General features: G+C 62.5%; 15 protein-coding genes and 1 tRNA gene. 12 read left to right on the top strand and 4 right to left on the bottom strand.

Annotated features, from left to right (window positions below; translation table 11 throughout):
• Nucleotides 1–26 precede the first annotated feature (26 nt).
• The 3 genes from pyk (at nt 27) to IEW81_RS00625 (ending at nt 2,767) form a co-directional block, all read left to right on the top strand.
• Nucleotides 27–1,481 (top strand): pyruvate kinase, encoded by a 1,455-nt coding sequence (pyk, locus tag IEW81_RS00635; RefSeq protein WP_097061865.1) that lies wholly within the window; start codon nt 27–29, stop codon nt 1,479–1,481.
• Between the two features lie 135 nt (nt 1,482–1,616).
• Entirely contained in the window at nt 1,617–1,889 is a 273-nt protein-coding gene (locus tag IEW81_RS00630) for a hypothetical protein (protein WP_097061866.1), read from the top strand.
• On the top strand, nt 1,886–2,767 hold the full coding sequence (locus tag IEW81_RS00625; RefSeq protein WP_097061867.1) for an FHA domain-containing protein: 882 nt from the start codon (nt 1,886–1,888) through the stop codon (nt 2,765–2,767). Before IEW81_RS00630 ends, IEW81_RS00625 begins: the two co-directional genes overlap by 4 nt.
• Nucleotides 2,768–2,792: 25 nt before the next feature.
• Here the strand turns inward: IEW81_RS00625 and IEW81_RS00620 are convergent.
• A tRNA-Leu gene (locus tag IEW81_RS00620) sits at nt 2,793–2,875 on the bottom strand.
• 39 nt (nt 2,876–2,914) lie between these two features.
• On the opposite strand from IEW81_RS00620, the gene IEW81_RS00615 reads away from it, so the two are divergent.
• Nucleotides 2,915–3,520, top strand: coding sequence for an ANTAR domain-containing response regulator (locus IEW81_RS00615; RefSeq protein WP_143544739.1), 606 nt, complete (start codon nt 2,915–2,917; stop codon nt 3,518–3,520).
• Nucleotides 3,521–3,673: 153 nt separating this feature from the next.
• On the opposite strand, the gene IEW81_RS00610 is transcribed toward IEW81_RS00615, so the two are convergent.
• On the bottom strand, nt 3,674–3,967 hold the full coding sequence (locus IEW81_RS00610) for a tyrosine-protein phosphatase (RefSeq protein WP_097061869.1): 294 nt from the start codon (nt 3,965–3,967) through the stop codon (nt 3,674–3,676).
• A gap of 11 nt (nt 3,968–3,978) precedes the next feature.
• The gene (locus IEW81_RS00605) at nt 3,979–4,413 is read right to left on the bottom strand and encodes a PaaI family thioesterase (protein WP_097061870.1); all 435 of its coding nucleotides are present in this window, start codon (nt 4,411–4,413) and stop codon (nt 3,979–3,981) included.
• 43 nt (nt 4,414–4,456) lie between these two features.
• Between IEW81_RS00605 and polA the strand changes: the two genes are divergently transcribed.
• The 7 genes from polA to rpsA all read left to right on the top strand — a co-directional run bounded on the left by polA (nt 4,457) and on the right by rpsA (nt 13,245).
• The gene (polA, locus tag IEW81_RS00600) at nt 4,457–7,126 is read left to right on the top strand and encodes a DNA polymerase I (protein WP_097061871.1); all 2,670 of its coding nucleotides are present in this window, start codon (nt 4,457–4,459) and stop codon (nt 7,124–7,126) included.
• A gap of 668 nt (nt 7,127–7,794) precedes the next feature.
• Nucleotides 7,795–8,064 carry a hypothetical protein gene (locus IEW81_RS00590; RefSeq protein WP_143544741.1) on the top strand — a complete coding sequence of 90 codons (270 nt, stop codon included), beginning with the start codon at nt 7,795–7,797 and terminating at the stop codon, nt 8,062–8,064.
• Complete coding sequence (locus tag IEW81_RS00585; protein WP_218840060.1) at nt 8,039–8,323, top strand: hypothetical protein; 285 nt, start codon at nt 8,039–8,041, stop codon at nt 8,321–8,323. Before IEW81_RS00590 ends, IEW81_RS00585 begins: the two co-directional genes overlap by 26 nt.
• Nucleotides 8,323–8,784 (top strand): PTS mannitol transporter subunit IIA, encoded by a 462-nt coding sequence (locus IEW81_RS00580; RefSeq protein WP_097061874.1) that lies wholly within the window; start codon nt 8,323–8,325, stop codon nt 8,782–8,784. The genes IEW81_RS00585 and IEW81_RS00580 overlap by 1 nt, the downstream gene beginning before the upstream one ends.
• A 533-nt stretch (nt 8,785–9,317) precedes the next feature.
• Nucleotides 9,318–9,587, top strand: coding sequence for an HPr family phosphocarrier protein (locus IEW81_RS00575; RefSeq protein ID WP_097061875.1), 270 nt, complete (start codon nt 9,318–9,320; stop codon nt 9,585–9,587).
• Nucleotides 9,588–9,622: 35 nt separating this feature from the next.
• Nucleotides 9,623–11,344, top strand: a complete 1,722-nt coding sequence (locus IEW81_RS00570) for a DUF885 domain-containing protein (RefSeq protein ID WP_097061876.1) — start codon at nt 9,623–9,625, stop codon at nt 11,342–11,344.
• Between the two features lie 437 nt (nt 11,345–11,781).
• Complete coding sequence (rpsA, locus tag IEW81_RS00565) at nt 11,782–13,245, top strand: 30S ribosomal protein S1 (RefSeq protein ID WP_097061877.1); 1,464 nt, start codon at nt 11,782–11,784, stop codon at nt 13,243–13,245.
• 107 nt (nt 13,246–13,352) lie between these two features.
• On the opposite strand, the gene IEW81_RS00560 is transcribed toward rpsA, so the two are convergent.
• A complete protein-coding gene (locus tag IEW81_RS00560) occupies nt 13,353–13,955 on the bottom strand; it encodes a DUF4126 domain-containing protein (RefSeq protein WP_097061878.1) in 603 nt (200 codons plus the stop codon).
• Nucleotides 13,956–14,011: 56 nt separating this feature from the next.
• Here IEW81_RS00560 and coaE point away from each other — a divergent pair, with 56 nt between their 5' ends.
• On the top strand, nt 14,012–14,629 hold the full coding sequence (gene coaE, locus IEW81_RS00555; protein WP_097061879.1) for a dephospho-CoA kinase: 618 nt from the start codon (nt 14,012–14,014) through the stop codon (nt 14,627–14,629).
• Nucleotides 14,630–14,634: the final 5 nt, after the last annotated feature.

The following is a 14,634-nucleotide window of genomic DNA, read 5'->3' as shown; positions in this document are numbered from 1 at the left end:
CACTGCAGTACCCACAGAAGGAAGATATGAGACGCGCCAAAATCGTCGCGACGCTCGGCCCAGCCACGTCGAGCTACGAGAACATCAGGGCGATCATCGATGCAGGTGTCGATGTAGCCCGTATGAACCTCAGTCATGGCTCCTATGCCGTGCACGAAGAGGTTTACGCCAATGTCCGGAAGGCCGCTGAAGACTCCGGGCGCGCCGTTGCCGTGATGGTAGACCTGCAGGGTCCCAAGATCCGGCTGGGCAAGTTCGAGGCAGGCCCATACGACCTCGCGGTGGGCGATATCTTCAAGATCACGACGGACGACGTCGTGGGAACCAGGGAACTCTCCGGCACCACCTTCAAGGGGCTGCCCAATGACGTCTCACCGGGTGACTTCCTGCTGATCGACGACGGTAAGGTCAAGGTCAGGGTCACAGAGGTCAATGGACCAGTCGTCACGACCGAGGTGATTGTCGGTGGGTTCGTGTCGAACAACAAGGGAATCAACCTCCCCGGGGTTGCCGTCAACGTACCTGCCCTGTCTGAGAAAGACGAAGATGACCTCCGCTGGGGCCTCAAGCTCGGCGCAGACCTCATCGCTCTCTCGTTCGTACGCAATGCCGACGACATCATCCGCGTGCACGAGATCATGGCAGAGGAGGGTCGCAAGGTCCCCGTCATCGCGAAGATCGAGAAGCCGCAGGCTGTCGACCACCTCGAGGCCATCATCGACGCGTTCGATGCCATCATGGTCGCCCGCGGTGACCTCGGTGTCGAGCTGCCCCTCGAGGCCGTCCCGATCGTGCAGAAGCGCACGGTCGAGCTCGCCCGTCGCATGGCCAAGCCAGTGATCGTGGCTACCCAGATGCTCGAGTCGATGATCTCCTCACCGGTTCCGACCCGCGCCGAGACATCGGACGTCGCAAATGCCATCCTGGATGGCGCCGATGCTGTCATGTTGTCTGGCGAGACGAGTGTCGGGGAATACCCGGTCATCACCGTCCAGACCATGGCGCGCATCGTGGAGTCCACCGAGGAACACGGCCTCGAGCGCATCCCTGCGCTGGGTACGAAGCCACGCACACAGGGTGGCGCGATCACTCTCGCTGCCGCCGAGGTGGCCGACTTCGTCGATGCCAGGTATGTCTGCGTGTTCACCGAGTCAGGTGATTCAGCGCGCCGGATGTCTCGGCTGCGGTTCCGCGTTCCGATGAAGGCGTTCACGCCCGACCCGGCCATCCGCCGCCGAATGTCGCTGATCTGGGGCATCGAATCGTTCGTGGTCGAACGCGTGACCCACACGGATGCGATGTACAGACAGGTCGACGAAGTGCTTCTGGGTGAAGGGCTTGCGGAGGTCGGTGACAAGGTCGTCGTCATCTCGGGTTCCCCTCCCGGAATCTCCGGCTCGACCAACGACCTCCGGGTTCACATCATCGGGGATGCCGTCAATGCGGCAGCACCGGTGTGGGAAAACGACGACGACGCCTGATAGTTTCCTGAAGACATCGTCGTGGCGGTGCAAATAGCTTTGCGCAGGCGCTCTTTCCTCTACAGAATGATGTCAAGAGGGAAGAGCGTTCTTCGTTTTGCAGTTCGTGTCTCTCACAACCGGAGGGAATCCATCGTGTCCGAAACAGGATCGACATCATCTACGTCTAATCCGAATGGGCCTGAAGGCCGTTCTATCCAGGACTGGACGGATCTGGGCCGCGAGATGTGGTCGTACCTGACCGGTCGTGGGGCGGCAGTGAACTACGAGCTTGTCGACATGACAGTGGAGGTTCCACGTGACATCGGCCCGGACGCTCCCCGGGCCACCTGGAAGTTCAACGGCACCCTGCGTGTGACCACCAATGACGCCGAAGGTGGCGGGGCTGCACCCTCGAGCGGGCGATGACATCCACTCGGCCGTCCAGAATCACGCTGGACATCGACCTTAGTTTCTCGGTCAGCATCGATTCTGAGTTGATCTCGGGAACGGTTTCGGCGTCAGGCAGTGCTGTCACGGTATTCGTCGACAATCCCGCAGCGTTCCTGGCTGGCCGCGCCAGCCTCAGGGGAGGCATCCCCGACATCGCCAGCGGTCTCGTCGGCAGTCTCGCCGATGAGGGACTCACAGTGACGGTCGAGGGGCCGAAGGGTGTCTTGGTGTCGGTAGGTGCCGTGCGCCCGTCACTGCTGTCTAGGCTCGCCTCGGGCTCGACTTACGTTCGCCTAGGCGGCATCCGCGCTCTGCTGAACGCCCTGCGGCGATCACCGGGATCGCCGCAGATATCCATGCCTCCGTCAACAATGTTCCCGATTGTGCCCACGGTCAGTCGCCGCGTGAGACGACGTGTGACCACCACCCATTACCTCCGCGGCAGTGGGCGCCCTCGGCTCATCTTCGTCGTGGGGTCAAAGGTGTGGGACGGCACGCCTCCTCGGGAATTTGTGCTGCTCGATGGTACGACCGTGATCGGGTCCGGCGCGGAGGCCGACCTGCAGCTGGACGGACTTGAGCTTCGGCATGCCGAAATCCGACACGACGAGAATGACGACTATGTCTTCCACCTTCTGACGGCGCCACCACAGGGGCAGCTGGGGAGTGACACCCGGGGACTGGCTCCTCGTGGACGCATCCTGCGCACCGGCGCGCGGATCGAACTCGGACCGTGGCGGATGGGCTTCTTCCGCGAGGAATTCGCAGACCACGGCCGCCCGTACGGCGGGCGTGTCGGAGGTGAGCTAGCCCGCCAGAAGCGCCAGCCTGGGCCGCGAGGCGAGCGGGCGTGACGAGCGTGTGGGTCGATCTCCGTTGTGCCGGATGCGGGACTTGAACCCGCACGTCCTTACGAACAAAGCATTTTGAGTGCTCCGCGTCTGCCATTCCGCCAATCCGGCGCACAACAACGCTCAAAAGAATACCGTAGGGTGATATCCGTGACTGACCAGGACGCCGTAACCTCAACTCCCAGGAGGGTGGTCGTCGCTGAAGACGAGTCCCTCATCCGCATGGACATCGTCGAGATCCTCCGAGATAACGGTTTCGAAGTGGTCGGCGAGGCAGCCGACGGCGAGACCGCGGTGGCCCTGGCCACCGAGTTGCGGCCCGATCTCGTCATCATGGACGTCAAGATGCCGCAACTCGACGGGATCTCCGCTGCCGAGCGGCTGAGCAAGAACCACATCGCTCCCGTCGTACTCCTGACGGCATTCAGCCAAAAAGAGCTCGTCGAGCGGGCATCAGAGGCTGGTGCCCTCGCCTACGTGGTCAAGCCGTTCACCCCCAGCGACCTGCTGCCGGCGATCGAGATCGCCCTGAGCCGCTACACGCAGATCCTCACTCTCGAGGCCGAGGTAGCTGACCTCGTCGAACGCTTCGAGACGCGCAAACTCGTCGACCGGGCCAAGGGGCTTCTCAACGAGAAGATGGGGCTGTCGGAGCCCGAGGCGTTCCGCTGGATCCAGAAGGCCTCGATGGATCGCCGACTCACCATGCACGATGTGGCCCAGGCCATCATCGAGCAGCTCTCTGCGAAGAAATAGCGCGCGGCTCGGAGCATTCGGCTACGCCCGGATTCGGGGTCCCCGCACACGAAACGGTCTGCCGTGCATGATCGCGGGCGAGATCCGCGGTCGGATTAGTCGAGCAGTCTCGCGGTGACGTTATCGAGATCGGCGGGGGAGCATCGGGCGTCGTCAGTCTAGGAATGGAGCCATCAGCTCCATGAACTCGACATCGCTCTGATCCCCTATCGGCCGATGAATCGAGCTGACTGAAGCCAGTCGCAGGGGAAGTTCAGCGATCTCATCGGTATCGCGCAGATCGATGAGCGTGCGCACTCCGGAGCACACCAGTTCCGCCCAGCCGCGCTCGGTGAGTGTGTCTGGTCGCGGCATCCGGAGTATCCGCCCGAATTGCGTCGAACCTAAGCGGCCCGGTAATCCTCCGAGGTCGCCTGCGTTGTGGATACCAGCCCAGCCGACCTCCATGGTCACACGCGTCAGCGATCCCTCAGGAAGTTGGTCATGCGCACGGTAGACAGCCGCCTGCCCTCGTCGTCGGTCATGACGATCTCGTGCGTGGCGAGATTGCGCCCGAGCGAGATCGCCGTGCACGTGCCGGTCACCCAACCGGAGGTGATGGAACGACTATGGGTTGCATTGATCTCGATTCCCACCGCGTAGCGCCCGGGGCCCGCGTGGATCGCGGATGAGATCGACCCGAGTGATTCGGCGAGCACGACATGGGCCCCACCGTGCAGCAGGCCGAGCACCTGCGTGTTGCCTTCCACGGGCATCCGGGCGACGGAGGAGGTCGCAGACAGCTCGAGGAACTCGACGCCCATCTTCACCGACAACTCGCCACCGTTGGTGCGCTCGATGATCTCCAGCAAGACCGGGTCGATGTCGTCGGGGAGCTTGGTCATGTAGGTCATCCAGTCAATTCGAGCTGTCGGATCCCGCGGCTAGGCTGGGCACGTGTCGGACATCGAAAAGCCTACCCTCCTCATAATCGACGGTCATTCGCTCGCGTTCAGGGCGTTCTACGCGTTGCCAGTCGACAGTTTCCAGAACAGGGAGGGCCAGCACACGAACGCGATCCACGGCTTCCTCTCGATGCTGATCGTGCTGTTGCAGAACGAAAAACCCACGCATCTGGCCGTGGCGTTCGACATCTCCCGCTACTCATTCCGCACTCGCGAATATCCGGAATACAAGGGAACCAGGGGCGAGACGCCATCGGAATTCGTGGGACAGATCCCACTGCTGGAAGAGGCGCTCAAGGCCATGGGCATCGTGACGATCTCGAAGGAGGACTTCGAGGCGGACGACATCCTGGCGACCCTGGCGAGCCAGGGAGCCGCGGAGGGTTATCGGGTGCTCGTGGTCTCGGGCGACCGTGATGCGATCCAGATGGTCACGCCGAATGTCACGCTGCTCTATCCGAATGCCCGCGGGGTCTCCGAGTTGAAGCGCTACGATCGCGACGCCGTGGTCGAGCGCTACGGAATCGAGCCCGAGCAGTACCCGGATGTGGCTGCGCTCGTGGGGGAGACCTCAGACAACCTGATCGGCATCGACAAGGTGGGGGAGAAGACGGCGGTCAAATGGATCACCGCGTACGGCAGCCTCGAAGGGGTACTCGCCCATGCCGATGAGATCAAGGGCGTCGTCGGCGAGAAGTTGCGCGAGCAGAAAGACAGGGCTGTACGTAACCGCAAGCTCAACCACCTGCTGACCGACGTCGACCTGCCGGTCGGCCCGAAGCAACTGCTTCGAGCGCCCATCAACGTACCTGCGGTGCGGGAGGTCTTCGACAAACTCCAGTTCAAAACCCTGCTCGATCGCGTCCTGAAGATCGCCGGCGCCGACAACGCCGACGGGACAGCGGAGGAGCTCACGGCCAGCGCGCCGGCCAACTCGATCCCGGTCATCCACACCATGGTCGACGAGGAGCTGGGGAAGTGGATCGCCACCGTGTCGAAAGCGGGCACCCTGCCGCTCGGTTTCCAGGTCGAGAGTGTGGGCGGCACCGTGACGGGCTTCGGGCTCGCCTCGCGGAACGAGACGGTGTTCGTGCCCTGGGCACCAGGTCGGCCTGACTACACAGCACTCGAGTCGTGGCTTGCCAGCGATGCTCCGAAGCACATGCACGGGTCGAAGGCTCAGCTGAAGATCCTGAGAAACTCAGGGCTCGAGCTCGAGGGGATCGCCTTCGACACGATGCTGGCTGCCTGGTTGATCAAGCCGGGCAGCAAGCCGGAGTCGCTGGAATTGCAGGTGTACGACCACCTGGGCGAGACGCTCCAGCAGTCGGATCCCAACCAGCTGGTTCCCGAGACGGAGGCGGCCAGCCCGGCAACCGAGGCCTGGTACGTGCTGAGGGTGGCGGAGTACCTCGCCGGCAAGCTGGAGACGGGGTCGCAGTCAGTGCTGGACACCATCGAACTCCCCCTCGTGCCCGTGCTGGCGACGATGGAGCGCACCGGCATCACGATTAATCGCGGGATTCTCGGCGAACTGACTGCCGAGCTGGGAGCGAAAGCCGCCGATGCCGCCGCAAAGGCGTATGCCGAGATCGGCCGTGAGATCAACCTCGGCAGCCCGAAGCAGTTGCAGGAGGTGCTGTTCGACCAGTTGGGTATGCCTAAGACCCGGTCCAACAAGACCGGGTTCTCGACTGATGCCGCGAGCCTCGCCGACCTCCAGGAGCAGGCGCCGCATCCCTTCCTCGACCTGCTGCTCCAGCACCGCGATGCGACGAAGCTCATGCAGATCATCACCGGTATCGATAAGGCGGTGGATCCGGGAGGTCGTGTGCACACGACCTACGAGCAGGCCGGTTCAAGCACCGGTCGCATCGCCTCGAACGAGCCGAACCTTCAGAACGTGCCGGTCAAGACCGAGGTGGGTCGGCGCATCCGTTCGGCGTTCGAGTCCGGCTCGGAATTCGAGACCCTGCTCACCGCCGACTATTCGCAGATCGAGATGCGGATCATGGCTCATCTCTCCGGTGACGAGGGGCTGATACTTTCCTTCAACGAGGGCGAGGATCTCCATCGTTTTGTGGGCTCACGTATTTTCGGTGTCGATCCCGCCGAGGTCACCCCGGTCATGCGCACCAAGGTGAAGGCGATGTCGTACGGGCTGGCGTACGGTCTCAGTGCGTTCGGGCTGAGCAAGCAGCTTCGCATCGAGACCTCGGAGGCGAAGGAGCTCATGACCGACTACTTCGCGAGGTTCGGTGCCGTGCGTGAATACCTTCAAAACGTGGTCGTGCAGGCGCGGGCAGACGGGTACACCACGACGATCTATGGTCGTCGCCGGCCCTTCGGTGACTTGTCGTCGTCGAATCGGGTGCTGCGCGAGAATGCGGCACGCCAGGCTCTCAACTCTCCGATCCAGGGCACGGCTGCCGACATCCTCAAGCTGGCGATGATTCGTATCGATGCCGACCTGACGCAACAGAACCTGCAATCGAGGATGCTGCTCCAGGTGCACGATGAGCTCGTCTTCGAGGTCGCTGCCGGCGAACTCGATACCGTCACCGACATCGTGAGTTCCCGGATGGCGGGCGCAGCAGACCTCCGGGTGCCTCTGGATGTGCAAATCGGTACAGGCCCCAACTGGGATGCGGCCGCGCACTGACCGAACAATTCCACACCGGCAACCCGCCGTAGCTCGTAGTCGACGTCGAGACACAAGCGGACCTGTGTCAGCGCAAAGCCACATGTGGTTGGTCCGCATATTTCGACAATGTGATCCACAATGGGGTCTGAGTTAGGCCAGGGTTCACGCACTGGAACGCCACCGGCAGATCATGGGCACCGCGCATGCCCGGGGTCGGCCGGATATCGCCGTGCTGGCTCGAAACCTTGCGGTCACAACAAAAACCGTGCGTTCGGATCTCACAGCGCCCGAGCGCCGTGCAATGCCAGGGGCCTGCATGGTGGTGGGAGACTGGGCCCGCGCATAGACCGCGGTCGTCTTTGCCGATGTTGCAGTCATGGGCACCAAGCGACTCAGCGTCGAGCATGGACCCACCACTTCCGACCCGATCGAGGCCAGTCTCTCATCGTCGCGTCGCGTCGCGTCGCGCCGCGCAGTCGTGCTCGCCGATCACACGAAGTTCGACCGTTATGGTCGTGCATTTCCCTGGTGGAATCCACGAGATCTTTTTCCGCTTACGCGCTCATGAGGCCGGTCCTGGTTATCGCCGCGATCTTCGGCGAAGCGACCGGCGTAATCTGGGATGTGATCTTCAATCTCAGGCTCGTCGGCGCTGCGTCGCGGGGAAGCATCTCGCGTGGATCCTGGTGTCACCCACTGACAACCTGTGGCTAGACATACTGGCCATCGTGTTGTCGGCGGCTGTTGCAGCGGTCGTCGGCTCGGTTCTGCTGGGCTTCGGACGAAACGAGAAGGTCGAACTCGTCCTGAAAGAAGCCAGGGCGCAGAGGGCGAGCAACAAGCTGGACAAGCCGGCACAGACAGACGCCAGAACCGGACCAATCAAACAGATATCGGGAGCAACTGATGGCAACAATCGAGGGGTCAAGCGTGAAGAAGCTGATCGTTGCATGTAACGCGGGGATGGGTAGCAGCGTGATGCTCGACTCCACACTCAGGAAGCAACTCGCCAAGAGTGGGATCGCTGTCGAGCACCCGCCGGTGGCCACTATTCCGCGCGACGCCGATGTGGTTGCCACCCAGACCGGACTGGCTGATCGGGTTCGTGGCGACCTCCCTGGAATCCCGGTCGTGCCAGTCCAGCTCTTCCCGGGGGTCCCGAAGATTGCCAGGCTCGTGAAGGCGATCGAAAACGGCGAGACGGTGGAACTCTGATGGCAGCCGAGAGCATTCCGCTGGCAGAACTGCTAGCCGAAGCGTCGATCAACCTCGACGCCTCCGCGACCAGTCGCGATGATGCGATCCGCCAGGCCGGGGCAGGTCTCCTGGCAGTAGGCGCGATCGATGAATCGTATGTGAACGCGATGATCGACCGCGAGAACTCTGTCTCGACGTTCGTAGGCGAGGGTGTTGCGATTCCTCACGGAACTCTTGCTTCGAAGGATTCGGTGAGGTCCGATGCCCTGTCCCTTGTGCGCTTCCCCGAAGGCGTGGACTGGGATGGCAACGATGTCCGGCTGGCATTCGGTATCGCCGCAAAGGGCAATGGCCACATCGCCCTGCTCTCGAAGTTGGCGACGGTGCTGATGCATCCGGAGAAAGCAGCAGCACTCCGCGCTGCCACAACGACCGAGCAGGTCTACGTGCTCCTGGAGTCCGAGAATATGGATGACTAAAACATCGTGAAGGTAGCGGGGTTCTACGCCTCCGGTGATACTCGTCTTGAGGACGCCGCGAGCCGCTGGCCTGTATTCTCCGCGGCCAGGAACCTGCTCGAGCGACTGCCGACACGTTCGACTCGCCAGGTCGCGCGACGCCAGTCGTGTCATCCTCGTCGATATCAATGGGGCACGACTGGCTGGGGCCGCAGCAGGGGTGGAGCTCGACCTCATCCTCCTCTCCGGGGACAGAAGGGGGCTCCGGATGCTCGCAAGATGGGGAGGCTGAGCCTGTTCGGCGGCCCCCGAAGGATCACCCCACCATCACAGTCGGCTCGAATCTCGTGCTCGACCGTGAATTACCCGTTGTCGGTGTAAACGGATCGAGCCCGGATCAAAACAAGCAGGCACGCCAACTCATCGCTTCCGGCGATGTCGTTGCGAGCGACCTCCTCACCCACGCTTTTCCCCCTTGACAGGCTTCTTGACGCGATCGATATCGTGGCGAGAGGCGAAGCCATCAAAGTAATCATCGAATCGTAGGAGCAGTCATGGCAGAGAAAAAAGTCACAGTAGCGTCGAGCGTCGGACTTCACGCCCGCCCGGCATCGCTTTTCGCGCAGGCCGCAGCCAGGGTGGGCGTCTCGGTGCAGTTGTCGTCGGCCGCTGGCAAGAGTGTCAATGCCGCGAGCATCCTCGGTGTGTTGTCGCTCGGCATCGGCCACGGCGAAGAGGTCACGCTCACCGCAGAGGGTGATGGGGCAGAGGCCGCACTCGACACGCTTGCAGAGCTCCTGAACACCGACCTCGACAAGCAGTAGCTAATGCCGGGGCTGGTCGTGAGTAGTCTCGAATCATGACAGATTCTCCAGCAGACTCACGTCCGACCACCCCCGATACGCGCCCACAGACCGAGATCGACCGAATCGCGGAGCAGTGGGTGGTCACGATGGCGGAACTCGATCCGTCGATTGCGACGTGGATCGGTATACCCGGCAAGCTCGACGAGTACGAGGACCTGTCTCCAGCTGGACATGGCATGTACATCGACGAGGCGAAGAAGCTGCTCGCCCTGTTGGATTCTGCGACCGAGGTTGATGACGTCGACTGGGTGACCAGGACCGACCTCAGTAGCTCGATCCGGCTCGACATCGAGTCGAGCGAGGCGGGGCTGTGGATGCGCGACGTCAACGTCATCGAGAGCCCCGCCCAGAGCATCCGGACCATCCTCGACCTCATGCCCACCGACACCGAGCAGAATTGGGCAGATATCGCGGGTCGCCTCGCGAACCTGCCGATGGCCATCGAAGGCTATATCGAGACGCTCCGACTCGGGATTGAGAGCGGCGTTACGCCGGCCAAGCGCCAGGTGCGGGAGGTCATCGATCAGGCTCGCAAGCATGCCGCCGCCGATGGCTTCTTCCATGGCTTCACCGCGGGGGCGACACTCGGCGGCTCTGGTCGACTGCCAGACTCCCTGTCGGCCGATCTTGGGCGCGGAGCGGTTGTCTCCGCTGCCGCCTACGACGCGCTGGCTGACTTCCTGACCGACGAACTACTGCCCGCTGCTCAAGAGCGCGACGGAGTTGGCCATGAGATCTACGCGCTGCAGTCCCGGCGTTTTCTCGGCGCGACAATCGACCTCGATGAGACCTATGAATGGGGCATCGAAGAACTCGCCCGCATGGTCGATGAGCAGGAATCCATCGCCCACGAGATCAAGCCGGGCGCCTCAGTTCTCGAAGCTATCGAGATTCTCGACGCCGACACCTCTCGCAAGCTGCACGGCGCGAAAGCGCTCCAGGGATGGATGCAGCAACTCAGCGATAAGGCCGTGGAGGAGCTGTCACGCAGCCACTTCGACATCCCTGACCCTGTCAAGCGACTCGAGTGCATGATCGCCCCCACCCATGAGGGCGGCATCTACTACACCAGCCCGAGTGACGACTTCTCGCGCGCCGGTCGGATGTGGTGGTCGGTTCCGGAGGGCGTGACGGAGTTCGATACCTGGCGAGAGACGACCACCGTCTACCACGAAGGCGTTCCCGGCCATCATCTGCAGCTGGGCCAGGCCGTCTATAACCGAGCGAAGCTCAACACGTGGCGCCGCCAGCTTGCCGGCACCTCCGGTCACGCCGAAGGCTGGGCGCTCTATGCGGAACGACTCATGCAGGATCTCGGTTATCTCGACGACCCCGGCGACAGGCTCGGGATGCTCGACGGCCAGCGGATGCGTGCGGCCAGGGTCGTGCTCGACATCGGTGTGCATCTCGGCAAGCCGAGACTCGACGGAACCGGAGTGTGGGACTGGGACTATGCGCTCGATTTCATGAGCAGGAACGTGAACATGAACGAGCAGTTTGTGCGGTTCGAGGTCAACCGTTACTTCGGATGGCCGGGTCAGGCTCCCGCCTACAAAGTGGGCCAGCGCATCTGGGAGCAGATCCGGGACCAGTACCGGGCCGCCGAGGGCGACTCTTTCGATATCAAGGAATTCCACCGCAAAGCCCTCGATATCGGAGGAGTGGGGCTCGATACGCTTCGTGCGGCACTGCAGAAGCCCGCTAGGGAGCATTGAGCGGTCTCCCACCGTGGGAGCGGGTGCTCGGTGGCGAAGTCGCCGACCTGTATCCGGCTCTCGGGCTCTCGGGCGTTACCTCGGCGCGACTCCTCCCGCGAGGGTCGATCGCGCCAGCGGCACCGCACCAATCAGGACGTTGGCCGAGTTCGCGCTGAAGAGCCGATGGGTCATGCCGCAGAATGTTCTCGACACCGGCTGCATGTTCGTGCGTCCGACTCTTGAACGGGCGCCTCGGGCAATCCTGGCCGGGGGTTTTTGAGCCGGTCCGGCGCTGCAGTGGCTATCCAGCCAGTCAACAGCTAAACTAAGGAGTCGCAATCGTGACGCAGCATCCATTGGATGCTGCATTCGTATGCCATCGGTCCCTGCAACCATGCAGACACCAGCCCGTCCTGCCGATGGCCTCAACATGTCCATACCGGAGCAACTACTACATGACAATCGTAACGACCGACAAGGCACCCAAGCAGGTCGCCATCAATGACATCGGATCTGCTGAAGACTTTCTCGCCGCGGTCGAAAAGACGCTGAAGTTTTTCAACGACGGAGACCTCATCGAGGGCACCGTCGTCAAGATCGACCGTGACGAGGTTCTCCTCGACGTCGGTTACAAGACCGAGGGTGTCATCCCCTCCCGCGAACTCTCCATCAAGCACGATGTAGACCCCACCGAGGTCGTCCAGGTCGGCGACACTGTCGAGGCTCTCGTTCTCCAGAAGGAGGATAAAGAGGGTCGCCTCATCCTGTCCAAGAAGCGCGCTCAGTACGAGCGTGCATGGGGCGATGTTGAGAAGATCAAGGAAGCCGATGGCGTCGTGACCGGTTCGGTCATCGAGGTCGTTAAGGGTGGACTCATCGTCGACATCGGTCTTCGTGGATTCCTGCCGGCATCTCTCATTGAGCTGCGCCGCGTCCGAGACCTCACGCCGTACCTCGGCCAGGAGATCGAAGCCAAGATCCTCGAGCTCGACAAGAACCGCAACAACGTGGTGCTTTCCCGTCGTGCTCTCCTCGAGCAGACCCAGAGCGAGAGCCGCACGACCTTCCTCAACAACCTCGCCAAGGGCCAGGTTCGCAAGGGCGTCGTCTCCTCGATCGTCAACTTCGGTGCATTCGTCGATCTCGGCGGCGTGGACGGACTCGTTCACGTTTCCGAGCTGTCGTGGAAGCACATCGAGCACGCCTCAGAGGTCGTCGAGGTTGGCCAGGAGGTCACCGTCGAGATCCTCGAGGTCGACCTCGAGCGCGAGCGCGTGTCGCTGTCGCTCAAGGCAACGCAGGAAGACCCGTGGCAGGTATTCGCACGCACGCACGCGATCGGCCAGGTCGCACCCGGAAAGGTCACGAAGCTCGTCCCCTTCGGCGCATTCGTTCGCGTCGCAGAGGGCATCGAGGGCCTCGTGCACATCTCCGAGCTGTCCGGCAAGCACGTCGAGCTCGCTGAGCAGGTCGTGTCGGTCAACGACGAGGTCTTCGTCAAGGTCATCGATATCGACCTCGAGCGCCGCCGCATCTCGCTCTCGCTGAAGCAGGCGAACGATGGCGTCGACCCCGAAGGCACTGAGTTCGATCCGGCACTCTACGGAATGCTCACCGAGTACGACGACCAGGGCAACTACAAGTACCCGGATGGTTTCGACCCGGAGACCAACGAGTGGAAAGAGGGCTTCGAGACCCAGCGCGAGAAGTGGGAGCAGGATTATGCTGCAGCCCAGGAGCGTTGGGAACAGCACAAGAAGCAGGTTGCTGCTGCTGCCCTCCAGGAGGACATGCCCAACACGGGCGTTCCCGCCGGTGCATCATCGTTCGGAAGCGACGAGACGCCATCTGGTTCCGGCACGCTGGCCGACGACGAGGCGCTTGCTGCTCTCCGCGAGAAGCTGAGCAACAACTCCTAATCGAGTAGCCCATGAGGGCGCATGAATGGCCGGTCTCTTCGGAGGCCGGCCATTCGTGTTTTCGGACGCATGGGGGCTCGGTTCACTGGACCGATCGAACTCTGTGACTAAACGTGAATAGCGCGGGACTCGGCCCGTCGTCGTCGTGATCGCCTGAACAGCGCAACGAAGCCCACGATTAGTCCTCCGAGAGCGGCGACAACCAACACTGGCAGCAGCAGCGCGAGCACGCTCAGGATGACGCTGCTGACGTCTTCGAGAGCGCTCACCACGGGAGCAGCGGCCCCTGCCGTCGCAATATTTATCGCCGGCCTGACGATCGTTTTCGTCGCGTGTATCGCGAGAGCAAGCAGAACCCCAATAGCGATGGGCACCCATGCGTTCGAGCTGAAGAATGTCGCCGGGTCTGTGACGACGGATGTTTGGGACGTCGACCCGGTGCCGAAGGCGATGCCGCCGGCCGCAGGACGCACGATGGTCTGGATCCAGTCGTTGATCGAATCGACGACGGGAATCTTGTCTGCGATGATCTCGATGACCAGCAGGACCCCGAGGATGGCGAGCACCCAGTCGTTGGAGAGCCAGGACCATGCTGCTGGCAGTTGGACGACCTCGATGAAGCGCCCGGCCAGCCCGAGGATGAGCAGCGGGATGTAGGCGTTCAGCCCAGCCGCAACGGCTAATCCGGTTCCCGTCAGGATCTCGAACATCAACACCACCCCTCCACAGTCAGACGTTATCAGTCGGCCGCAGATAACATGGAGGCGTGTATTTGATGGGGCTCACAGGCGGAATCGCGTCCGGCAAATCTGTTGTCGCCCGTCGGCTGGGTGACCTCGGCGCGGTTGTCGTGGATGCCGATCAGGTCGCCCGCGAGGTGGTCGAGCCGGGCACGCCGGCCCTGGCTGCCATCGCCGCCGAGTTCGGTGACGATGTGATCCTTGCCGACGGGTCACTCGATCGCGCGGCATTGGGTGCGCTCATCTTCAGCAATCCCGCGAAGCGAGCGGTGCTCAACGGCATCACCCACCCGGCGGTATATGCCGCATCGCAGAAACAGTTCGCTGCTGCCGGCACTGCAGACCCCGCCGCGGTTGTCGTCTACGACGTCCCGCTGCTCGCCGAAGGCACGCGGGCCGATGAGTTCGATCTCGTCGTGGTGGTTCACGCGAGCACCGATACCCGCGTCCAACGGATGGTCGAACTGCGTGGATACTCCCGCGACGACGCACTCAGGCGCATTGGTTCGCAAGCGTCGGACGCCGACCGGCTCGCCATCGCCGATGTCGTCATCGACAGCGATGGAACGCTCGAAGAGACGATGGCCCAGGCAGATAAGTTGTGGGCTACCGTGACCGCTTCCGCCGAGAGCAAACATCGGTAGCGATG

Source organism: Salinibacterium xinjiangense, from assembly GCF_014645015.1.
Taxonomy (GTDB): Bacteria; Actinomycetota; Actinomycetes; order Actinomycetales; family Microbacteriaceae; genus Rhodoglobus; species Rhodoglobus xinjiangensis.
The sequence above is the reverse complement of the archived record's forward strand: the minus strand, read 5'-3'. Positions and strand labels throughout refer to the sequence as shown.

Bases quoted from the DNA above. Each gene is read 5' to 3' on its own strand.
- pyk (WP_097061865.1), top strand. From the start codon at position 27: ATGAGACGCGCCAAAATCGTCGCGACGCTCGGCCCAGCCACGTCGAGC.
- IEW81_RS00625 (WP_097061867.1), top strand. From the start codon at position 1,886: ATGACATCCACTCGGCCGTCCAGAATCACGCTGGACATCGACCTTAGT.
- IEW81_RS00610 (WP_097061869.1), bottom strand. From the start codon at position 3,967: ATGGAGGTCGGCTGGGCTGGTATCCACAACGCAGGCGACCTCGGAGGA.
- IEW81_RS00605 (WP_097061870.1), bottom strand. From the start codon at position 4,413: ATGACCTACATGACCAAGCTCCCCGACGACATCGACCCGGTCTTGCTG.
- IEW81_RS00580 (WP_097061874.1), top strand. From the start codon at position 8,323: ATGGCAGCCGAGAGCATTCCGCTGGCAGAACTGCTAGCCGAAGCGTCG.
- IEW81_RS00575 (WP_097061875.1), top strand. From the start codon at position 9,318: ATGGCAGAGAAAAAAGTCACAGTAGCGTCGAGCGTCGGACTTCACGCC.
- IEW81_RS00570 (WP_097061876.1), top strand. From the start codon at position 9,623: ATGACAGATTCTCCAGCAGACTCACGTCCGACCACCCCCGATACGCGC.
- rpsA (WP_097061877.1), top strand. From the start codon at position 11,782: ATGACAATCGTAACGACCGACAAGGCACCCAAGCAGGTCGCCATCAAT.
- IEW81_RS00560 (WP_097061878.1), bottom strand. From the start codon at position 13,955: ATGTTCGAGATCCTGACGGGAACCGGATTAGCCGTTGCGGCTGGGCTG.